At 69.3% G+C, this 21,486-nt stretch carries 17 protein-coding genes and 1 tRNA gene; 10 read left to right on the top strand and 8 right to left on the bottom strand.

Going from position 1 to position 21,486, the window contains the following annotated elements; genetic code table 11:
• Window positions 1-57 precede the first annotated feature (57 nt).
• From F4560_RS40580 to F4560_RS40560, 5 genes are all read right to left on the bottom strand, one after another.
• Entirely contained in the window at window positions 58-2,151 is a 2,094-nt protein-coding gene (locus F4560_RS40580; RefSeq protein WP_184928318.1) for a KAP family P-loop NTPase fold protein, read from the bottom strand.
• Window positions 2,152-2,190: 39 nt separating this feature from the next.
• Window positions 2,191-2,478, bottom strand: a complete 288-nt coding sequence (locus F4560_RS40575) for a hypothetical protein (RefSeq protein ID WP_184928317.1) — start codon at window positions 2,476-2,478, stop codon at window positions 2,191-2,193.
• 220 nt (window positions 2,479-2,698) lie between these two features.
• Window positions 2,699-2,770 (bottom strand) — tRNA-Val (locus F4560_RS40570).
• Window positions 2,771-2,812: 42 nt separating this feature from the next.
• On the bottom strand, window positions 2,813-3,271 hold the full coding sequence (locus F4560_RS40565) for a peroxiredoxin (RefSeq protein ID WP_184928316.1): 459 nt from the start codon (window positions 3,269-3,271) through the stop codon (window positions 2,813-2,815).
• A 136-nt stretch (window positions 3,272-3,407) separates the two neighbouring features.
• On the bottom strand, window positions 3,408-3,839 hold the full coding sequence (locus tag F4560_RS40560) for a DUF3052 domain-containing protein (RefSeq protein ID WP_184928315.1): 432 nt from the start codon (window positions 3,837-3,839) through the stop codon (window positions 3,408-3,410).
• 294 nt (window positions 3,840-4,133) lie between these two features.
• On the opposite strand from F4560_RS40560, the gene aceE reads away from it, so the two are divergent.
• The 3 genes from aceE to F4560_RS40545 all read left to right on the top strand — a co-directional run bounded on the left by aceE (window position 4,134) and on the right by F4560_RS40545 (window position 10,274).
• On the top strand, window positions 4,134-6,884 hold the full coding sequence (aceE, locus tag F4560_RS40555) for a pyruvate dehydrogenase (acetyl-transferring), homodimeric type (protein WP_184928314.1): 2,751 nt from the start codon (window positions 4,134-4,136) through the stop codon (window positions 6,882-6,884).
• A 158-nt stretch (window positions 6,885-7,042) separates the two neighbouring features.
• The gene (locus F4560_RS40550) at window positions 7,043-9,043 is read left to right on the top strand and encodes a substrate-binding domain-containing protein (RefSeq protein WP_184928313.1); all 2,001 of its coding nucleotides are present in this window, start codon (window positions 7,043-7,045) and stop codon (window positions 9,041-9,043) included.
• Between the two features lies 1 nt (window position 9,044).
• Window positions 9,045-10,274 (top strand): extracellular solute-binding protein, encoded by a 1,230-nt coding sequence (locus tag F4560_RS40545; RefSeq protein WP_184928312.1) that lies wholly within the window; start codon window positions 9,045-9,047, stop codon window positions 10,272-10,274.
• Here F4560_RS40545 and pnuC read toward each other — a convergent pair.
• Window positions 10,271-10,903, bottom strand: a complete 633-nt coding sequence (gene pnuC / locus F4560_RS40540; protein WP_184928311.1) for a nicotinamide riboside transporter PnuC — start codon at window positions 10,901-10,903, stop codon at window positions 10,271-10,273. The two genes, F4560_RS40545 and pnuC, sit on opposite strands and share 4 nt — an antisense overlap.
• A gap of 207 nt (window positions 10,904-11,110) precedes the next feature.
• Here pnuC and F4560_RS40535 point away from each other — a divergent pair, with 207 nt between their 5' ends.
• Window positions 11,111-12,358, top strand: a complete 1,248-nt coding sequence (locus F4560_RS40535) for a phytase (RefSeq protein ID WP_246477946.1) — start codon at window positions 11,111-11,113, stop codon at window positions 12,356-12,358.
• Between the two features lie 140 nt (window positions 12,359-12,498).
• Here the strand turns inward: F4560_RS40535 and F4560_RS40530 are convergent, their stop codons facing one another.
• Window positions 12,499-13,311, bottom strand: a complete 813-nt coding sequence (locus tag F4560_RS40530; protein WP_184928310.1) for a mechanosensitive ion channel family protein — start codon at window positions 13,309-13,311, stop codon at window positions 12,499-12,501.
• Between the two features lie 226 nt (window positions 13,312-13,537).
• On the bottom strand, window positions 13,538-15,094 hold the full coding sequence (locus F4560_RS40525; protein ID WP_312869782.1) for an alpha/beta fold hydrolase: 1,557 nt from the start codon (window positions 15,092-15,094) through the stop codon (window positions 13,538-13,540).
• Between the two features lie 116 nt (window positions 15,095-15,210).
• On the opposite strand from F4560_RS40525, the gene F4560_RS40520 reads away from it, so the two are divergent.
• The 6 genes from F4560_RS40520 (at window position 15,211) to F4560_RS40495 (ending at window position 21,468) form a co-directional block, all read left to right on the top strand.
• A complete protein-coding gene (locus F4560_RS40520; RefSeq protein WP_184928309.1) occupies window positions 15,211-16,386 on the top strand; it encodes a PucR family transcriptional regulator in 1,176 nt (391 codons plus the stop codon).
• Between the two features lie 172 nt (window positions 16,387-16,558).
• Window positions 16,559-17,506, top strand: coding sequence for an ACP S-malonyltransferase (locus F4560_RS40515; protein ID WP_312869781.1), 948 nt, complete (start codon window positions 16,559-16,561; stop codon window positions 17,504-17,506).
• Window positions 17,503-18,480, top strand: a complete 978-nt coding sequence (locus F4560_RS40510) for a beta-ketoacyl-ACP synthase III (RefSeq protein ID WP_184928307.1) — start codon at window positions 17,503-17,505, stop codon at window positions 18,478-18,480. Before F4560_RS40515 ends, F4560_RS40510 begins: the two co-directional genes overlap by 4 nt.
• Window positions 18,481-18,544: 64 nt before the next feature.
• Complete coding sequence (locus F4560_RS40505; RefSeq protein ID WP_184928306.1) at window positions 18,545-18,784, top strand: acyl carrier protein; 240 nt, start codon at window positions 18,545-18,547, stop codon at window positions 18,782-18,784.
• Complete coding sequence (locus tag F4560_RS40500; protein WP_184928305.1) at window positions 18,781-20,016, top strand: beta-ketoacyl-[acyl-carrier-protein] synthase family protein; 1,236 nt, start codon at window positions 18,781-18,783, stop codon at window positions 20,014-20,016. The genes F4560_RS40505 and F4560_RS40500 overlap by 4 nt, the downstream gene beginning before the upstream one ends.
• Window positions 20,017-20,040: 24 nt before the next feature.
• Entirely contained in the window at window positions 20,041-21,468 is a 1,428-nt protein-coding gene (locus F4560_RS40495; RefSeq protein ID WP_184928304.1) for an acyl-CoA carboxylase subunit beta, read from the top strand.
• Window positions 21,469-21,486 lie beyond the last annotated feature (18 nt).

Raw genomic sequence — 21,486 nt, 5'->3', positions numbered from 1 at the left:
CCCAGCGCTTGACGAGGCATCACCTGCACGTAAGAAGAGCGGCAGAAGGACTAGACATCAAGCTTCGTTGCCATCACTCCCGAAATCTCTGGGTCGCCAGCCTGTGCGGTACTTGTCGACAAGCACAAGCACCTTCTCCAGCTTTTCATCAGTGGTCAAGGCCGACTTCATCGCATCGATAGCCGCATACAAGCGCTCATCAGACCCAAAGAAGCCAACAAGACTATCCCACATCAAACGCGGCGACTTGTGCACCGCCCGGTTCCCCATACTCTGGCTTCGGGTCTCAGCGCAGGAGTGAAGCAAGAGTTCCCGGACGATTCGCGGGTCGCTCAAAACTTCGAGCTCCGAAATCATTACATCACTCAATCGCGACATTACATGAAAAGTATGCACAATGTCGCGATCAGCAAGAAGATCATCTGCACTCGACTCGATGAAGTCGCGTCCTAGCCGCCGCTCGTAACTTGAGGCTGCCTCAACTGAAACCAACTTATGTCCTTCGTGTTCTCGATGCCCGACCATGCGGACCAGCTCGGCTCGAGAATCAATGGTACGAATGTTGGTCCAGCTGCCTTCTACGAGCTGCTCCACTGCCTCTACCGAGGGCAGCATGCGCAGCAACCGAAGAACTACACGGACGATGGACAGCCGCGGGTCTGTGGTGTATAGCGTGTGCTGCTCACGCTCAGGCAGCACTGGCAGGAGATTCAGCAATACGACGGTCCCGGGCAGCACTGCTTCTGCCGGGTACTCGCCTTCCCACTCCTCCAAAGCTGCGATGACGTCTTCCTGACGCTCTGGACTGATGGAGTGCAGGAAGCGGTCGAGTTCATCGCCATTGCCGAGCAAAGCATAGGCTCGTTCACCATCGACAAAGGCTGCCAAGCCAGCGTTGACTACGCGTTCCAAGTACAAGCTAAGTACGTCGACATGAGCTACTCGGCGTGCACGAAGCCACGTAGTTGACCACTCACCGCTGTAAGTATTACTGCCGATATGCCGACCGGCTGCGGGAAAGACTCGCCGTATGAGTGATTCGACTACACCACGGTCGTCCCCGGACGATTCGATCACGGTCTGCACTACCTCTTTGTACCGCTCGCGCGTATAGTCACGGTCACTAGAACTGGGTGCTGGACTGGTAAGCGCCACTTGAGCTTGCTCGACCGCCGCAAAGGTATCCGGCAGGAAAACCCGAACCGCCTCTAGTGCGAGCAGGTCGCCGAGGTCGATGTACCCCTTCAGTCCTCGGACAGTTCCACGGACTGATGCCGCATATCTTTTCACATCACGGACGTTATGAAGCAACGGAAGAAGAATCTCGGCTAGCAGATCGCGCCAGCGGTCCTGATCGAAGGGCTCGATCTCACCGAACTCCTTCAGCACCCCATTAACCTCCGAACCCAATTGCCGCAGAAGGGTTCGCTGCGGCACAGCCGGGAGGTTGACAGGAAGCTGGACGATTTTCTCGAGGAAGTTACGCCCCTCAATACCGCTCTCACTAAGCGCTTGCTCGACTCGCTTGCGGTCGAAGGCGAGCAGATAGATGACGTTGGGGAAGCTAGCAGTCAAGCGCACAAGCTTGAATATGTCGCGAATCTCGGCCGTAGCAAGCCTATCGATGTCGTCGATGACGACCACGATGGACACTTCCAATTTGGCCAACTCTGTAGCAAGTTCCTTGCGTCGAATACTGACGCTCTGCTTGCGTCGGTCCTGGAAGTTCTTCAGCGACTTACCAGCCTTGCCAAGACGGTCGATCCAGCCGCCAACGAACGGTATGACACTGAGCGGCGACAGAAGCTCGCCGTATTTGTCGATCTCGTCGGCAATCTTCCCGAGCTTGCCGTCTTTGAGGCGAAGCTGTGCAGCGATCTCAACGAAGAACGAATCGACGAGCTGCTCCGCACCAGAAAACATCCACGGATTGAAGTCGAGAATCGGGACTTCCGAGGTCGCAGCGAGATGTTCGCGTACCAGGTTGACGAACGACGTCTTCCCGGATCCCCATGGGCCGAGGAGAGCGACGACGCTTCCCTCGCTCGCGTCGAGGCTGCGAAGCTCGTCGGCCAAGTGCTTCGCCGCATCAGAACGCTCAAGCGTGTCTTCAGCCTGACTCTTGATTGGGTTCTCGCTGCCCGCAGACATGGCTTATTACAACACGATAGGTGTCGGCGTCGATCGGGACTACGACGGCGCGTCGACCCCCTCCTCCAACACCCACACGAACGCCACCCCAGCCCGCGGCAACATCCAGCCGTCGAAGCTGATGTTCACGGTCTTCGGCTCGTCGCTGCGCCTGGAGTGCTCGACACGGGAGACCTGGCTGCTCGCGAAGAAGTCCAGCGTGTTCATCCGTCGGATGCCCGCTTGGCCGTAGTCGAGCTGGACGCGGAAGCCCTTGGTCGGTCTCGGCAAGTCGAGGTACAGCAGGTGGCCGTGGCGGAGGACGAGTGCGCGGTAGGTGTAGGCCACCGTGTCTCCTCGCTGCCGCAAGCCGCTTTGCCCAGGTCGACGGTGTGAGACCCGAAGCACGCAACGGGACCGAGGCGAGGATTGAGAGGGCGAGGCGAAGGCGCGAAGCGCTGAAGCAGCGCCCGACGACGTGCGGGGGCCAGGGGCGAGAGCCACGGCGGGGGTCCGGGGGCAGAGCCCGCCGGGCGGGGTGCGGGGGTTGCACCCCCGCAAGGCACAGTGGGCGCGGCAGGATTCGAACCTGCGACCGCTCGGGTGTAAACCGAGTGCTCTTCCGCTGAGCTACGCGCCCCCGAACGCGGGCCGACCATGGCGGGCCGGCACCGGGAAGTTATCAGGCGAGCGCCGCCACGGCCTTCTTCCACGCCTCCTGGTCACGGGGCTCACCAGGGGCGTTCACCTCGGCGTACCGGACCACGCCCGAAGTGTCGATCAGGAACGTGCCGCGGTTGGCCAGGCCGGCCTTCTCGTTGAACACGCCGTACGCCTGCGCCACCGCACCGTGCGGCCAGAAGTCCGACAGCAGCGGGAACTGGTAGCCCTGTTCCGCGGCCCACGCCTTCAGGCTGAACGGTGTGTCCACGGACACACCGACGACCTGCACGTTCTCGTCCTCGTACGCGGCCAGTTCGTCGCGCACCTGGCACAGCTCGCCGGTGCAGATCCCGCTGAACGCGAACGGGTAGAACACCAGCAGCACGTGCCTCGAACCGCGGAACGAGGAGAGCGTCACCGGCTGCTTGTTGTAGTCGTTGAGCGTGAAGTCAGGAGCCTCCGCACCGACCGCGACCATGCAAACCCTCCACCAGAGCAACCCGGAGCAACCCGAAGAACGGGCTCCACCCGATCGGGGAGCCCGCCATCGAGCCTAGGGCATGGCGGTGCGCACTTCGACCAGGCACACGCCCGGACGGTCGGCGCTTCGTCGGCTAGCGCTTCGTCTTGGCCGACTTCGGTGAGACGAGCCTGGTCGCAGACCAGTCACCGCCCACCGTGATGTTGGAGGTCTGGGCGAGCCCCGCGGTGGACACGGCCTCGGCGATGTCACTCGGCTCGACGTGCCCGTCCCGCCCCGTCTTGGGCGTCAACACCCAGATCACGCCGTCGTCGGCCAGGGACGTGGTGGCGCTGATCAAGGCGTCGGTGAGGTCGCCGTCGTCCTCGCGCCACCACAGCAGGACGACGTCCATCACCTCGTCGGAGTCCTCATCGAGCAGATCACCGCCTACCCGCTCCTCGATCGCGGCACGGAGGGCGTCGTCCACGTCCTCTCCCCAGCCGATCTCCTGGACCACGCTGCCCGGTTCGATCCCGAGCCTGTCGGCGACACCGATCTTGCCGGCGTCTTCCGCGGCGACCACGGCTTCCACTCCTCCAAGTACACAAGAGCGGCAGTCGGGTACGACTGCCGCGCGATGTCACTACCAGTCGCGGCTAGCGAACACTGTCAGCCCTGCCACGCGCAACCGTAACGGCCAAGACACGCCGCATCGGGTACCCCAGAGTGCGGTCCCCCGACCGGATGAGGCAGGCTCTACATACCTCCTATCCGCGCGCGCGAGAGACACGATCCAGAACTACTCACCGGTAGCGGTGACGGGAACGTGTGTGTCGAGCAACGATGGAGTCAGAAGACACCGGAACGAGGAGATCCCTTGGCCCCGCAGAACACCCCCGAGCGGGTACGCGTCATCCGTGACGGTCTGGCCGCCCACCTCCCGGACATCGATCCGGAGGAGACCGCGGAGTGGCTGGAGTCGTTCGACGCCGCGCTCCAGGGCGGCGGGCAGCAGCGTGCCCGTTACCTGATGCTGCGCCTGCTCGAACGGGCCAGGGAGAGCCACGTCGGCGTTCCTTCGCTGACCAGCACGGACTACGTGAACACCATCCCCACCGAACGGGAGCCGTGGTTCCCGGGCGACGAGGAGGTGGAACGTCGCTACCGGGCTTGGGTCCGCTGGAACGCGGCGATGACCGTGCACCGCGCGCAGCGCCCCGGCGTCGGCGTCGGCGGTCACATCTCGACCTACGCGTCGTCGGCGAGCCTGTACGAAGTCGGCTTCAACCACTTCTTCCGGGGCAAGGACCACCCCGGCGGCGGTGACCACGTGTTCATCCAGGGTCACGCCTCTCCCGGCGTGTACGCCCGAGCCTTCCTCGAAGGCCGGCTGTCCGCCGAGCAGCTGGACGGATTCCGCCAGGAGCTCTCGCACGCCGGACCGGGCGGCGGCCTGCCGTCGTACCCGCACCCGCGGCTGATGCCGGACTTCTGGGAGTTCCCCACTGTGTCCATGGGCCTCGGCCCGATGAACGCGATCTACCAGGCGCGGTTCAACCGCTACCTGAACGACCGCGGTATCAAGGACACGTCCGACCAGCACGTCTGGGCGTTCCTGGGCGACGGCGAGATGGACGAGCCGGAGTCTCGCGGCCTGCTCCAGGTCGCGGCGAACGAGCAACTGGACAACCTGACCTTCGTGGTCAACTGCAACCTCCAGCGCCTCGACGGCCCGGTCCGCGGCAACGGTAAGATCATCCAGGAGCTGGAGGCGTTCTTCCGCGGCGCGGGCTGGAACGTCATCAAGGTCATCTGGGGCCGTGAGTGGGACGCCCTGCTGCACGCCGACCGCGACGGCGCGCTGGTCAACCTGATGAACACCACGCCGGACGGCGACTACCAGACGTACAAGGCGAACGACGGCGCCTATGTCAAGGAGCACTTCTTCGGGCGTGATCCGCGCACGAAGGAGCTCGTCTCGCCGATGTCCGACGACGAGGTGTGGAACCTCAAGCGCGGCGGCCACGACTACCGCAAGGTGTACGCGGCGTACAAGGCGGCGGTCGAGCACCACGGCCAGCCGACGGTCATCCTCGCCAAGACCATCAAGGGCTACGGCCTGGGCCCGCACTTCGCGGCGCGCAACGCCACGCACCAGATGAAGAAGATGACCCACGAGGACCTCAAGAACTTCCGGGACAGCCTGCGCATCCCGATCGAGGACAAGGACCTCGACCCGTACCTGCCGCCGTACTACCACCCCGGCAAGGACTCCCCGGAGATCCAGTACCTGCTGGAGCGGCGCAAGCAGCTCGGCGGGTTCGTGCCGGAGCGGCGGACCAAGACCAAGGCGCTGGTGCTGCCGGGCGACAAGGTCTACGACGTGATCAAGCGGGGCTCGGGCAAGCAGGAGGTCGCCACCACGATGGCGTTCGTCCGGCTGGTCCGGGACCTGGCCAAGGACCCGGAGATCGGCCACCGCATCGTGCCGATCATCCCGGACGAGGCGCGCACGTTCGGCATGGACTCGATGTTCCCGGCGCAGAAGATCTACAACCCGAACGGGCAGATGTACACCTCCGTGGACGCCCAGCTCATGCTGGCGTACAAGGAGAGCGAGCAGGGTCAGATCCTGCACGAGGGCATCAACGAGGCCGGTTCGACGGCGTCGTTCACCGCCGCCGGCACGTCGTACGCGACGCACGGCGAGCCGATGATCCCGATCTACATCTTCTACTCGATGTTCGGGTTCCAGCGCACCGGCGACGGCCTGTGGGCGGCGGCGGACCAGATGGCGCGCGGCTTCGTGCTGGGCGCCACGGCGGGCCGGACCACGCTGACGGGTGAAGGCCTCCAGCACGCGGACGGGCACTCGCTGCTGCTGGCGCACACCAACCCGGCGGTCGTGGCGTACGACCCGGCGTGGTCGTTCGAGGTGGCGCACATCGTCAAGGACGGTCTGCGGCGGATGTACGGCGAGAACGCCGAGAACATCTTCTACTACATGACGGTCTACAACGAGCCGTACCAGCAGCCGGCCGAGCCGGCGGACCTGGACGTCGAAGGCCTGCTCAAGGGCCTGTACCGGTACCAGCTGGCACCGGCGCAGAGCGGTCCGCGGGCGCAGCTGCTCGGTTCCGGCGTGGGCCTGCCGTGGGCGATCAAGGCGCAGAAGTTGCTGGCCGAGGAGTGGGGCGTGCAGGCCGACGTGTGGTCGGCGACGTCGTACTCGGAGCTGCGCCGCGAGGCGGTCGAGATCGACCGGCACAACCTGCTGCACCCCGACCAGGAACCGCGTGTGCCGTACGTCACGCAGGTGCTGGCGGACGCGGCCGGTCCGGTGGTGGCGGTGTCCGACTGGATGAGCGCCGTGCCGGACCTGATCCGGCCGTACGTGCCGACGGACATGACCACGCTGGGCACCGACGGGTTCGGGTTCTCCGACACCCGGCCGGCGACGCGGCGGCACTTCCTGGTCGACGCCGAGTCGGTCGTGGTGGCCACGCTGGCCGCGTTGGCCAAGCGCGGTGAGATCCAGCAGTCGCTGGTCGTGCAGGCGGCCAAGAAGTACAAGCTCGACGACGTGAACGCGGCGGGCCCGTCCACTTCGGACGCCGGCCTGGCCTGATCCACACCCGGTTCGGGGGCGGTTCCGCTTGGCGGAGCCGCCCCCGAGCCGTTTCCGCAGTAATGCGGCCGACCTGCGCGATGTCACCGATGACCGTGCGGAATGTGATCCACCCCATAGACTGGACGAACAGACCCAGCGTTCCAGCGAGGGGCCGGATGGGGACGCAGCAGCACGTGTTGCACCGCACGGTCGTCGTGGTCGACGTGTCCGCGTTCGGGCAGCGCCACCGCATTCCCCAAGAGGAGATCCGGCGTGGGCTGTACGCGGCGCTGGAGAGCGCTTTCGAGGACTGCGGTCTGGACTGGTCGGCGACCCACCACGAGGACCGCGGCGACGGCGTGTTCGTGCTGGTGCCGCCGGACGTGCCCAAGAGCAAGGTCGTCGACGGCGTGCCGCACGCCCTGCTGGGCAAGTTGCGCCGCTACAACGCCACCCGCACCGAGGAGGCCCGGATCCGCCTGCGGATCGCGATCACCGCGGGCGAGGTGATGCAGGACGAGCACGGCGTGGTCGGCGACGACGTGACGCTGGCGTTCCGCCTCCTCGACGCCGAACCGCTGCGGGACGCGCTGGCCCGCTCCACCGCGCTGTTCGCGCTGATCGTGTCCCAGAGGATCTTCGACGAGGTGATCCGGCCGGACCCCGGCATGGACCCGAGTTCGTTCCGCCGGGTCGACGTGGACGTCAAGGAGGTGCACGGGCACGCCTGGCTGCACCTGCCGAACGGTGCGGCCCCACCGCCGAAACCGAAGCCCGCCGGGACGAAGCACCGCAAGCCGTGGAAGCCGCCCTGGGCGCGTTTCGGGCTGGCCGTGCTGCTGCTCCTGTCGGGCACGGCGAACGCGTTCGCCGCCGCACCGGCCGCCGTCCCGCCATGCCCGGCGCCAGTGCAGCTCAACGTGCTCACCTCCGCGGAGATGGAGGACGCCGTCATCCGGCAGGCGGTGGAGTTCGAACGCGCGTCCCGCCGGTTCAACCCCCAGCGCTGCAAGGGTGTCAGCGTGCTGGTCACCAAGGGTTCGTCGGCCGAGGACGCGGCCGCCGCGCTGGGCAGGGGCTGGGCGGACGACAAGGACTTCGTCAACGAGGGGACCGAGCCGCACGTGTGGCTGCCGGACGCCTCGTTCGAGGTCGACGCGGTGGCCCGGGCCCTGTCCGACATCCCGGACGCGGCCGTGCGGCTGGACCACCGGCCGGCCATCGCGCAGTCACCGGTGGTGCTGGGCGTCGCGCCGGATCTCGCCGGGAGCGTCGAGCGGCCCAACCGCGAGTTCCACTGGCGCGACGTCGGACCGGTGGCCGCGGTGGACACCTCGTCCGGCGCGGGGTTGGGCGCCGCGATCGCGCTGGTGCACAAGACCCTGGGCCGGGTGACCGTGGACGGGACCGACGCTCCGCTGCTCCTGCACAAGACCGCCCTGAACATGACGACCGAACCGCCGTGCGAGGGGAACGTCGCGTTGGTCGCGTCGGAGAAGACGGTGGCCGACAACGACAAGTGCCTCATCCTGTACCCGCAGGGCGCTTCGGTGGTGCTGGACCACCCGTTCGTCGCGGTGGAGTGGACCGACCGGCCGCCGAACGAGCGGCGCCGGCGGGTCGTGGACCTCTTCGAGGACCACCTGCGTTCGACACCGGCGCAGTCGGCGTTCAAGCGCGCGGGCTTCCGCGACATGAATGGCGGCGTGGGGGCGAAGGGTGATCCACGACCGACGCGGCCTGCCGAAACCGTCGTCGTGCGCGACGCGGGCGCCATTCGCGCCGCCTGGGACGCGGCGGGGCGGCCGAAGGTGATCGCGGTGGCCTCGGACGGCTCGGAGGGTGCGGCGGCGTTCACGGCGCGGCTGCTCCCGCTGCTCGGCCGGGCCGATCGGGTGGTCGACGTCCCGCTCGCCGAGGACGTCTTCAGCGCGGCCGTGGGGGCGAAGGCGGAGGTGGTCGTGCTGCTGGCGACCCGGCCCATCGGTGCGGTCGACCCCGACGCGGGCGGACCGGTCCGGGCGGTCGGGGTCGGGTTCGTCGACGGCGCCTGCGCGGAGTCGGGCGCGCTGTTCCAGGCCGCGTACGCCCGCGGCGGCACGTGCCATGGGACAACCGGCTCGGAGGGCCCTGAACGGGCCCTGGAGAGCGTCGCGAGGGCCATATGGGGGAGTTGACGTGATTCGGGTGCTCGCGGCGGTGGTGGTGCTGCTGACGGCCTGTACGAGGCCGGTGGAGGAAGGGGCGACCGACGGGGTAGGTCCGATCACGTTCGTGGACGGCTACGACACGTCGGCCGACCGGCAGGTGGTGCGGGCGGTCGAGGAGTGGAACGCGCGCCACCGCCTCCTCCAGGAGGTGACGTTCAAGGAGATGTCGCCGTCCACCGACATCCACCGGGCCCAACTGATGGCCCGGGCACAGGACCTCGCCGGCGTGCCGGACCCGTCCGCGTACGAAGCGCAGTGCTACGACGTGATGAACATGGACTCGGTGTGGACGGCGGCGTTCGCCGCGGGCGGCTACCTGGAGCCGCTGGACGCCCACGAGTTCGACGTCGACCTCATGCTCGACGGGGCCGTGGGCGCCGCGCGGTACGACGACCGGCTGTGGGCGATTCCGTGGCGCACCGACGCGGGGTTGCTCTACTACCGCAAGGACGTGCTCGAAGCCGAACGCGAGCAACCGCCGCGCACGTGGCGCGACCTGGAGCGGCTCGCCTCGACTCTCGGCCCGAAGTACGGGCTGGCAGGCTACGTCGGCCAATTCGCCAACCACGAGGGCGTGGTGGTGAACGCGATGGAAGCCATCTGGGCGCACAAGGGCGATCCGCTGCACCCCGATACCCCGGACGCGGAGGCGGGCGTGCGAGCGCTGGCCGACGGCTTCGAGAAGGGCTGGATCCCGCGGGAAGCCCTGGAGTACCGCGAGGAGGAGAGCCGGCGAGCGTTCCAGTCCGGCAAGGCGCTGTTCATGCGGAACTGGCCGTACGTGCAGCCCCGGCTGAACGAACCGTCGGAATCGGAGGTCGTCGGGAAGTGGGAGGCGATCCAACTGCCCGGCCCGAGCGCGCTCGGCGGCTGGAACCTGGCCGTGTCGCGGTGCTCGGTGCACCAGCAGACGGCGCGCGAGTTCATCCGCTTCCTCACCGGTGAGGACAAGCAGCGGGAGCTGTACCGGCTGGCCGGGTACGCGCCCAGTCTGAAGGCGCTGTACCGGGAACCGGGGATGGTGCGGCTGCGAGAGGCCGTCGCCACCGCCCGCACCCGACCCACCTCGGCCTACTACGACGAGTTGACCACCGTGATGCGGGAGATGCTGCGCCACGCGTTGGCCAACCCGGATTCCGTCGAAGTGCTGATGCGAGCGCTCGCGGAACGGGTGCGGGAAGTGGAGGACGGGCGTTAGGTCGTGGCGGCCTTGGCGCGCGAGGTGGTCTGCTTGGCCGCGCGGTTCCAGTCGATCCAGCCGCGGATCACCAGCACGGCGAAGATGGTGTAGACGAACGCGCTGAACCAGAGCCCGGACTGGAGCTGCAACGGCACGCCGATCGCGTCCACCACCAGCCACACCAGCCAGAACTCGACCAGGCCGAAGCCCTGGAGGGTGAACGCGAGGATCGTGCCGACGAAGATCGCGGCGTCCGGCCACGGCGCCCAGGAGGCGTCCAGCGCGTCGAGGACGAGCGCGAAGCCGACCGTGCCGAGGACGAACGCGACCGCGACGGCGACGCGTTCCACGGTGGTGCCCTTGCGGACGACGACGCCGAACACCGGGTCCCGGCGGCGGGTCCACGCCCACCAGCCGTAGAGGGTGATCAGCGCGATCACCACCTGGCGCGCGGCGGTGCCGCCGAGTTCGGCGGACAGGTAGACGACGAACAGCAGCGTGACCGAGACCAGTTGCACGGGCCACGTCCAGAGCGAGCGTTTCTGCGCCAGGTAGACGACCACCAGCGCGAAGACCTGGCCGGTGAACTCCGCCCAGGAGACCTCCTGCCCGAAGACCGTGAAGCCCTGCTCCAACAAGACGTGCACCGCGTTCTCCATCCCCGACAGGTCCGGGGCACGGGTGACGACCGTGACGCGCTCCGGAGCGCATGTCTCTCTGTCGCATCGGACATCGGGCCGCGCGTCCGTGTTCCCGAGATGACGAAAAGCACGGAATTCCCAGCCCTCGGCCGGCGGCGGAGGTGTCATCTCGACTTCAGGCGTCGTACACCGAGCGCCCGTAGCTTGCGCGTAATGCGAATCCTGCTCATGGCCGCCCTGGTGCCGCTGCTGATCGCCTCCTCCCCCGGCCCCGACGAGGTCGTGCCGGTCACCCAGACCCGCGCTTTCGTCGACGACGCGTCCGGGACGCCGGCCAACGCCGACGCCGACGACCCGGCGATCTGGGTGCACCCGCGCTCGGCTCGGCAGAGCGTGGTGCTCGGCACGTTGAAGGAGGGCGGACTGGCCGCGTTCGACCTGTCCGGTCGGACGCTCGGCACCTACCCCGCGCCCTTGCCGCCGACGCCAGACGCCAAGCCCGGCCGGTACAACAACGTGGACGTGCTGAGCCGGGTGCCGGTCGGTGGACGCGCGCGGGACCTCGCGTTCGTCAGCGACCGCGGTCGGGACCGGATCCGGGTGTACGAGATCGACGGGCGGGGTGCGGCGGCGGGGGCGTCGGTCGTCCGGGACGTCACCGATCCCGGCGCGCGGCCGGTGTTCTCGGCGTCGGAAGAGGAAGTGGACGACCAGCACACCGCGTACGGGTTGGCTGCCGGTGTCGTCGGGCGCACGCCGGTGGTCGTGACGAACCGGCGCAACGAGACCAGGGTGGCGTTGCTGCACGTCGTGGCCGGGCCGGACCGTTCGGTGGGCACCGCCGTGGTGGCCTCGATCGACCTGCCGGCGTCGTTCCGGCTGCCCGACGGCACCGAGTGGACGCCGTGCGGTGAGCCGGGCGAGCGCCCGCAACTGGAAGGCATGGTGGTCGACTCCGAGCACGGCGTGCTGTACGCGGCTCAGGAGGACGTCGGCATCTGGCGCATCCCGTTGCGTGCCGCCGCGTTCGGCACGCCGGTGCTGATCGACAAGGTGCGGTCGTTCGGCGTGCCGCAGAGCTACGACCCGGAGACCGAGGAGTGCTCGGTGTCGGGCGCGGACCCGGGCTTCGGGGGCAAGCGGCTGACGGCGGACGCCGAAGGGCTGGCCGTCGGTGACGACTACCTGATCGCGTCCAGCCAGGGCGACTCGCGGTTCGTCGCCTACGAGCGGACCGGGCGCAACCGGTACGTCGGGGAGTTCGTGGTGGGCAGCGGCCGGGGCAACGACTCGGTCGAGCACTCGGACGGCGCGCACCTGGTGACCGCCGACCTCGGCCGGGACTACCCGGAAGGGCTGCTGGTGCTGCACGACGGCGAGCGCACCCCGGCCGCCGGCGACCTGGACACCACCGGGTTCGCGTACGTGAGCTGGGAAGACGTGCTGGACGAGCTGGACTGACCGACCGCACACGGCAGGCCCTCACCGGTGCGGTGAGGGCCTGCCGCTGCGTCTGGAGCGTCGTCAGGTAGTCGCCACGTAGTCGTCAGGTGTCGGAGCCGGACCGAGTCGCCGGAGTCCGGAGCCGGATCGGAGCCGGGTCAGCGGCCTTCTGCGGGCGGCTTCGGCATCCCGGCGGGCGGGGTCGGCGGTTCCATCCGGCCCTGCTGGCCCTGCGAGACCCGGCCGGGGGCACGGGTCGCACCCGCACCCGCCGTCACGGGCTCCTGCTCGCGACGCGGCGCCGGGGCGATGTGCGCCGTCTCCTCCTGGATCTTGTTGAGCCAGCCCTCCCAGCGCTGCTGCATCGGCCGCACCAACCCGCCGCCGACGCCGATGATGATCACGCCCGCGACCGTGGCCAGCACCGCGATCAGCACCGGCATGGTCACCGCGACGGCGATGCCGAGCTGGTTCAGCGCCGCGATCACACCGAGCGCGACGATGAAGCCGTACGTGATGTTGCCCAGCATCTTCGTGTACGGGCGGTTGCCCAGGGCGCCGGTCACCAGGCCCTTCAGCGCCTTGCCGATCGCCGCGGTGACGAGCACCAGGATGATCGCCACGACGATGCGCGGCAGGTAGGCGATGACGTCGTTGAGCAGGACGCTCACCGCGTTGCCCGTGCCGAACACGCCGAACGCGAGCTGGAGCGCGATCAGCAGCACGAAGTAGTAGACGATCTTGACGATCAAGTTGGAGGCGTCGATCGGGGACTTCGCGCCGCCGAGGCCGGAACGCTCGACGAGGCGGTCGAAACCGACCCGCTTGAGCAGGAAGCCGACGGCCTTGGCCAGTGCCTTGGCGATCAGCCAACCGATGAGCAGAACCACTAGGAAGCCGAGGAGCTTCGGCACGAACGTGGCCACCATCGTCCACGCCTGTCCGAGTCCTTCGGTGATCTGGGTACCCACGACGACCCTCCTTAGCATTTCGCTTGTGGTGGAGATCGTTTCTCAGTGCGCATCACCCGGCAACCTGAAGTGGTGGCACGAAAGGGTGACTGACGTGGCGGTTCCAGCCCGGACAGTCCAGAGTGGAATCACCGGTGGGGACCGGGGAGAGGGAAACGCCCGGCGCGGGATTCTCGCGCCGGGCGTTTTCGCGTCGGGGTTCCCGGGTCTCGGCCCGGGGCCTGATTCAGAATCCGGCGGACACGCCCCGGCCGTCCAGGTATGCCTGTACGTGTTGCGCCGAAGACTCCTGCGCCGGGTCGGGCCTCGGGTCACCGGGGCATTCCGAGCTGCTGGCCGGCAGCACGCCGTCCACCAGGTACCGGTCGACGGACTTGTTCACGCACACGTTCTTGCCGCCGTAGATGCCGTGCTTGCCCTCGTCCAGCACGGTGATCAGGTTGTGCCCGAGCCGGGTCGCCATCGCCGGTCCGCTCTCGTACTGCGTCTGGGTGTCGCCCTCCGCCTGCACGATCAGCCCGACGGGGTACCCCGCCCGCTTGAGCTCCACGGCCGGCTCCGGCGGCGTGAACGTGCGGAACGTGCAGGTGGTCGGCGCGGCGCGGAGGACGCCGAAGCCGTACGGGTAGCGGTCCCGGAAGACCCGCATGTCCTCGTAGTACGTCTCCACGTCGGTCGGCCAGTCGACCTCGCACGTCACCGTGTTGAACACGCCGGACACCAGGTCTTCCTGCGCCGACCGCGCCATCAACGCACCGGCCTCGGAGGCCTTCCCGCCCCGCAACGCGACCACCGCGTTCGCCAGCTCCGACCACAGTGGACGGTAGCGGCTGCCGACGCCGACCGTGGCGTCGAACTTGGTCCGGTCGTAGTCCGCGACCGGTGTCGCCGCGAGCGCCGCCGCGACCCCCTCGACGGACGCCATCACCTCGTCCGCGGTCGCGCCCAGCTTGAACCGGTCGTGGTGCTGCGCGGCCCACGCCGCCCACGCCTCGACGTTGCGCCGCATCGCCACCGCCTGCGCCCGGAACTGCTCGCGCCAGATCCACTCCGGGTGCACGGACGAGTCGAGCACGCTGCGGTCCAGCCGGTTCGGGAACAGGCTCCCGTACACCGCGCCGAGGTACGTGCCGTAGGAATAGCCCAGGTAGTTGAGCTTCTGCTCCCCCAACGCCGCGCGCACCACGTCGAGGTCCCGCGCGGTGTTCGCGGAGTTGATGAACGGCCGGATGCCGCCCGCCGCGCGGTGGCAGGCGTCCTCGACGGCCCGCGCCTCGGCGGCCCACTTCGGGAACTCGGAATCAGCCGGTCGGGAGTCCATCACCGCGAACTCCGGCACCGTGCGGCACGTCAGCGCGGTCGACCCGCCGACACCGCGCGGGTCGAAGCCGATCAGGTCGTACACCTTCGCGGCTTCCGTGTGGGCCAGGAACAACGGCATGTCCAGACCCGATCCGCCCGGCCCGCCGGGGTTGAGCACCAGGACGCCGCGCCTGCGCCCCGGGTCCGCCGCCTTCTTCCGGCTGACGGCCAGCGAGATCCGGTCGGCCTCGGGCCGGGCGTAGTCCAGCGGCAGGACGAGTTCCGCGCACTCCAGGCCCTGCCGACACGGCGACCACGTGAGCTGCTGGCCGTGGAACTCGGCCAACGGATCGCTGCGTGCCGTGCCCGACGAGGACGTGCCGGACGACGATGAGCCGGACGACGGCGTGCCGAACGACGGCGTCATCCCCGTCGTCAGCACCGCGGCCACCGCCAGGCCGACTGACATGTACCTGCGCACGAGCACCTCCACGAAGAGCCGGTCCGATTGCCACCGACCGTAGGGCGGTCGACGCACAGCGTCAGGTTGTGTCACTCGTTGGTGTCGGCCATCCGGCCCCGTGCGATCGTTGGGGTATGACCAGCTCAGCCGCGCTGTCGCGGGCCACCTTGCGAACGCTGCAACGGGCGTCGGGCGACCTGGCCGCGGCGAGCGTGGCCGAGATGGAGGCACGCCTGCCGTGGTTCCGGCGCATGCCGGCCGACCAGCGGGCGGGCGTGCTGCTGCTGATCCAGAACGGCGTCGCCGGGTTCGTGTCCTGGCTGCACGACCCGCAGCAGGCCATCCGGCTGACCGCCGAGGCGTTCCGGTCCGCGCCCAAGGACATCTCGCGGTGGGTGAGCCTGCGGCAGACCGTGGAGCTGGTCCGGATCGCGCTGGAGCTGTTCGAGCAGCAGCTCCCCCAACTGGCTGAGAACGAGGCGGAGCGCGCGCTGCTGAGCGAAGGCGTGCTGCGGTACGGCCGGGAGATCGCGTTCTCGGCGGCCACCTCGTACGCGGCGGCGGCCGAGGCGCGCGGCGCGTGGGACGCCCGGCTGGAGGCGCTGGTCGTGGACGGGATCGTCCGTGGGGACGCCGAGGAGTCGTTGCTGTCCCGCGCCACCGCGCTGGGCTGGGACCCGGCGGCCGAGGCGACCGTGCTGGTGGGCAACCCGCCGTCGGACGACCCGCCGGCCGTGGTGTTCGAGGTGCGCAGCCGGGCGGCCCGGATCAGCCGGCCGGTGCTCCTGAGCGTCCAGGGCTCGCGCCTGGTGGTGGTGCTGAGCGGTGAGACGGAACGGGGCGAGTCGCTGGTCCGGATCTCGGACGCGTTCGGCCCCGGCCCGGTGGTGGCCGGCCCGACCGTGACGAGCCTGGCCGAGGCGCACCGCAGCGCCAGCGACGCGTTGTCCGGGCTGCGCGCGGTGGTCGGGTGGCCCGCCGCGCCGCGCCCGGTGCGGTCGCTCGACCTGCTGCCGGAGCGCGCGCTGGCCGGTGACCCGGAGGCCGAGTGGCAGCTGGTGGACCGGGTGGCCCGGCCGCTGGAGGAGGCGGGCGGCTCGATGTTGGAGACGGTGGACGCGTTCCTGGAGGTCGGCGGCGTGCTGGAGGCGTGCGCGCGGAAGTTGTTCGTGCACCCGAACACGGTCCGCTACCGGTTGAAGCGGGCGACCGAGCTCACCGGGAGGAACGCCAACGACCCCCGTGACGCTCTGGTGCTGCGCATCGCACTGTCCGTGGGGCGACTGGCCCGTGCTCGTGGTCTTTGGTGACCGGTCGGGGGTCGCTCGACCGAGTGTGACGGAAGACGCATGTCCGATTTGGGTCGAGTTCGACAACACATCACGTCGTTCTACGTTCATCTTAGAGTCACATTTGTAGACACCCTACAAACACTGGACGTTGGTTTCGTCCGTGGCGGCATCACCGGATGCGGCCGAAAGAGTGTTCAGTGAGCGGGTGATCGCGCTCCTCGCCCCCGGACAGGGGTCCCAGACACCCGGCATGCTCGCCCCCTGGCTCGAACTCGAAGGGGCCGCCGAGCGCGTCGGCGCGTGGTCCGAGGCGACCGGCCTCGACCTCGTCCGGCTCGGCACGACCGCCGAAGCGGAGGAGATCCAGGACACCTCGGTGACCCAGCCGCTGGTCGTCGCGCTCGCCCTGCTCGCCTACGAGGAGCTGCGCCGCCGGGTCGAGCTGCCCGCCGACACGATCATCGCCGGCCACTCCGTCGGCGAGCTGGCCGCCGCCGCCATCGCGGGTGTCATGAGCACCGACGACGCGGTCGCGCTGGCCGCCGTGCGCGGCGCCGAGATGGCCGCCGCCTGCGCGTTGACGCCGACCGGCATGGCGGCGGTGCTCCTCGGCGAGCAGGACGAGGTGCTGGCGCACCTGGAGCAGCTGGGCCTGGTCGGCGCGAACCTCAACGGCGCGCGCCAGATCGTGGCCGCGGGCCCGCTGGACGCGCTGGAGAAGCTGGTGGCGGAGCCGCCGCCCGGCGCGAAGGTCCGCGCGCTCAAGGTCGCCGGCGCGTTCCACACCAAGTTCATGGAGCCGGCCCAGGAGGCGCTGCGCACCCGTGCCGCCGGGATCGTGGTGAAGGACCCGGCGCTGCCGCTGCTGTCCAACGCCGACGGCGCGGTGGTGTCCGACGGCGCCGAGGTGCTGGCCCGACTGATCTCCCAGGTGACCAGCCCCGTGCGGTGGGACGCCTGCCAGGCCGCCCTCGCCGCTCACGGCGTGACCGCGCTGGTCGAACTGCCGCCGGCCGGCGCGTTGACCGGCCTGGCGAAACGCGAGCTGAAGGGCACCCCCACCTTGGCCCTCAAGACCCCCGACGAGCTGGACCGGGTCGTCGACCTGCTCACCGCGGCCGACGAGGTGACCGGGTGACCACGTTCTCGATCCCCGCCGGCCGGGCCGGCACCCGCATCCTCGGCCTGGGCAGCTACCAGCCCGAGACGATCGTCAGCAACCACGACCTCAGCCTCCGCATGGACACCTCGGACGAGTGGATCCGGGACCGGGTCGGCATCGCGAACCGCCGGGTGGCCAAGCCGGACGAGCTGCTGGTCGACATGGCCGCCGAGGCGGGCGCGAAGGCGGTGGCCGACGCCGGCCTCTCCCCGTCGGACATCGGCGCGGTCATCGTGGCCACCTGCACCATGCCGACCCAGATCCCCAACGCGGCGGCGCAGGTCGCCGACCGGATCGGGATCGCCGGCTCCCCCGCGTTCGACCTGAACGCCGCGTGCGCGGGCTTCTGCTACGCCCTGGGCACCGCGTCCGACCTGGTCCGCGCGGGCACCGCGAAGCACGTGCTGGTGATCGGCGCGGAGAAGCTGACCGACTGGGTGGACCAGGACGACCGGTCCACCGCGATCATCTTCGCCGACGGCGCAGGCGCGGCGGTCGTCGGTCCGTCCGACGAGCCGGGCATCGGCCCGGTGGCGTGGGGCAGCGCGGGCGAGTTGGCGGACATGATCCGGATCACCGACCGCGAGTCGTTCATCTTCCAGGAGGGCCAGGCGGTCTTCCGCTGGGCCACCACCAAGATCGCGCCGATCGCGCTCCAGGCGATCGAGCTGGCCGGCATCGACGTGTCCGATGTGGACGTCTTCGTGCCGCACCAGGCGAACCTGCGGATCGTCGAGGCCATCGCGAAGCGCTTGCGCGCCAAGGGAGCGCGTGAAGACCTCGTGATCGCACGTGACATCGTGGACTCCGGCAACACCTCATCCGCTTCCATCCCGCTCGCGCTCGATCACATGCGCGCGGCGGGAGAGGTGCGCAGCGGTGACGTGGCGCTGCTCGTCGGCTTCGGAGCGGGCCTGTCCTACGCGGGACAGGTCGTCCGACTGCCATGACCGCACACCCAGACTCCGGTGGGACCAACCAGCCGGCGAAGCAAGAAGAAGGAAGGGACTTTCAGTGAGCAACGAGGACATCCAGAAGGGACTCGCCGAGATCGTCGAGGAGGTCGCCGGTGTCGAGGCGGCCGACGTGACGGTTGACAAGTCCTTTGTGGACGATCTGGACATCGACTCGCTGTCCATGGTGGAGATCGCCGTGCAGGCCGAGGACAAGTTCGGCGTGAAGATCCCGGACGACGAGCTGGCCAACCTCAAGACCGTGGGCGATGCGGTCAACTACATCGCCAGCAAAGCATGACCAGTAACAACGACGTCGTCGTCACCGGGCTGGGTGCCACCACCCCGCTCGGTGGCGATGTCGCCTCCACCTGGGATGCGCTCCTGGCCGGCCGCAGCGGTGTGAAGCCGCTGATCGGTGGGTTCGCGGAGCGGTTCGAGCTGCCCGTGCGGATCGCCGCGCGGCTCGCGGTCGAGCCCACCGAGGTGCTGCCCCGCGTCGAGGCGCGCCGGTTGGACCGCTGCGAGCAGGTCGCCGTGGTCGCCGCCCGCCAGGCGTGGGCGGACTCCGGGCTCGGCGACGACGGCGTCGACCCCGAGCGGCTGGGCGTCGTGGTCGGCACCGGCATCGGCGGCGCGATGACGCTGCTGGAGCAGGACGACCTGATCGAGACCGCCGGGCTGCGCAAGGTGTCGCCGCTGACCGTGCCGATGCTCATGCCCAACGGCCCGGCCGCGCACGTCGGCCTGGACCTGAAGGCACGCGCGGGCGTGCACGCGCCGGTGTCGGCGTGCGCGTCCGGCGCCGAGGCGCTGGCCTGGGCGTTCCGGATGCTGAAGTCCGGTGAAGCGGACGTGGTCGTGGCCGGTGGGGCGGAAGCGTGCATCACCACCATCACCATGGCGGGCTTCATCCAGGCCCGGACCATGAGCACCCGCAACGACGACCCGGAAGCCGCGTCGCGCCCGTTCGACGTGAACCGGGACGGGTTCGTGCTCGGCGAGGGCGCCGGGATCATGGTGCTGGAGCGCGAGGAGTTCGCCCGCGCCCGCGGCGCCCGGATCTACGGCAAGCTCGCGGGCATCGGCACCAGCTCCGACGGCCACCACATCACCGCGGCGGACCCCGAGGGCATCGGGCAGTCGCGGGCCATCGCGAAGGCGATCCAGGTCGCGGGCGTGGACAAGGCCGACATCGGCCACGTCAACTGCCACGCGACGTCCACGCAGGTGGGCGACGTGATCGAGCCGCAGGCGGTGCGCCGGGCGATCGGCGACCACCCGGTGCTGACCGCGCCCAAGGGCAACCACGGCCACCTGCTGGGCGCCTCGGGCGCGGTGGAGGCGATCACCACGCTGCTGTCGGTCCGCGACGGCATCGTGCCGCCGACGCTGAACCTGGAGAACCAGGACCCGAAGGTGCACCTGGAAGTCGTCACCGGTGAGCCGCGCAAGATCGACCTGGTGGCCGCGGTGAACAACTCCTTCGGGTTCGGCGGGCACAACGTCTCGCTCGTGTTCACCCAGGCCTGACAGACGTCTACGAGGAGCTTCGCGATGACTGCCCTTGCGTCCCGCCCGGCGAACCCGGAGGCCGATGCCGTACTCGATCCGCGCGACCCGGAGGTCCGGCTCGCGCAACTGCTGGACCCCGGCTCGATCGCGCCGTTGCGGCCCCGTGACAGCAGCGGCATGTACGCCGTGCGCGGGCGCATCAACGGTGCGAAGGTCGTGGCGTACTGCAGTGACGCGACGCGGATGGGCGGGGCGCTCGGGTCCGAGGGATGTCGGCACATCGTGGAGGCGATCGACGCCGCGGTGCGCGACCGCACACCGGTGATCGGCGTCTGGCACTCCGGCGGCGCGCGGCTGCCGGAGGGCGTGGAGTCGCTGGACGGCATGGGCCAGATGTTCGCCGCGATGATCCGGGCGTCCGGTCGGGTGCCGCAGATCTCCGTGGTGGTCGGACCGGCGGCCGGTGGCGGTGCGTACGGGCCCGCGTTGACCGATGTGGTGATCATGGCTCCGGCCGGCAAGGTCTTCGTGACCGGGCCGGACGTGGTGCGGTCGGTGACCGGCGAGCAGATCGACATGGACGGGCTGGGCGGCGCGGAGGCGCACGGGCGGAAGTCCGGTGTGGTGCACGTGATCGCTTCCGACGAGCCGGACGCCTACGAGCGGGCCCGCCGGATCACCGGTCTGTTCGCCCAGCCGGGTGTGTTCGACCTGCACTCGGTGCCGGACGGTGACGACCTGCGGGCGTTGCTGCCGGAGCAGCCGCAGCGGGCGTACGACGTGAAGCCGCTGGTGGCGGCGATCCTCGACACGGACTCGTTCGAGGAGTTGCAGGCGAAGTGGGCGCCGAACATCGTGGTCGGACTTGGCCGGCTCGGTGGGCGGACGGTAGGCGTGATCGCGAACAACCCCATCCGCAAGGGCGGGTGCCTCGACTCGCTGTCGGCCGAGAAGGCGGCGCGGTTCGTGCGGATGTGCGACGCGTTCGGCGTGCCGCTGTTGGTGTTGGTGGACGTGCCGGGTTACCTGCCGGGTGTCGGCCAGGAGTGGGACGGCGTGGTGCGGCGGGGCGCGAAGCTGCTGCACGCGTTCGGTGAGGCCGTGGTGCCGCGGGTGACTTTGGTGACGCGGAAGTCGTACGGCGGCGCGTACATCGCGATGAACTCGCGGTCGTTGGGCGCTACCGCGGTGTTCGCGTGGCCGATCGCGGAGGTGGCCGTGATGGGCGCCAAGGCCGCCGTCGGCATCCTGCACCGCAAGAAGCTGGCGGCCGTGCCGGACGACGAGCGGGAGGCGTTGCACGCTTCGCTCGTCGAGGAGCACGAACGGATCGCCGGCGGCGTGGAGCGTGCGATCGCGATCGGCGTGGTGGACGAGGTCATCGAGCCGACCAAGACCCGTCGCAGGTTGGCCCAGGCCCTGGCCGCGGCCCCCGCCGGGCGTGGCGCGCACGGCAACATCCCCCTTTAGCTCCACTCCCCCACGGCT

The organism is Saccharothrix ecbatanensis (assembly GCF_014205015.1).
Lineage (GTDB): Bacteria > Actinomycetota > Actinomycetes > Mycobacteriales > Pseudonocardiaceae > Actinosynnema > Actinosynnema ecbatanense.
Note: the sequence above shows the minus strand (reverse complement) of the source record. Positions and strands in the feature narration are given on the sequence as shown.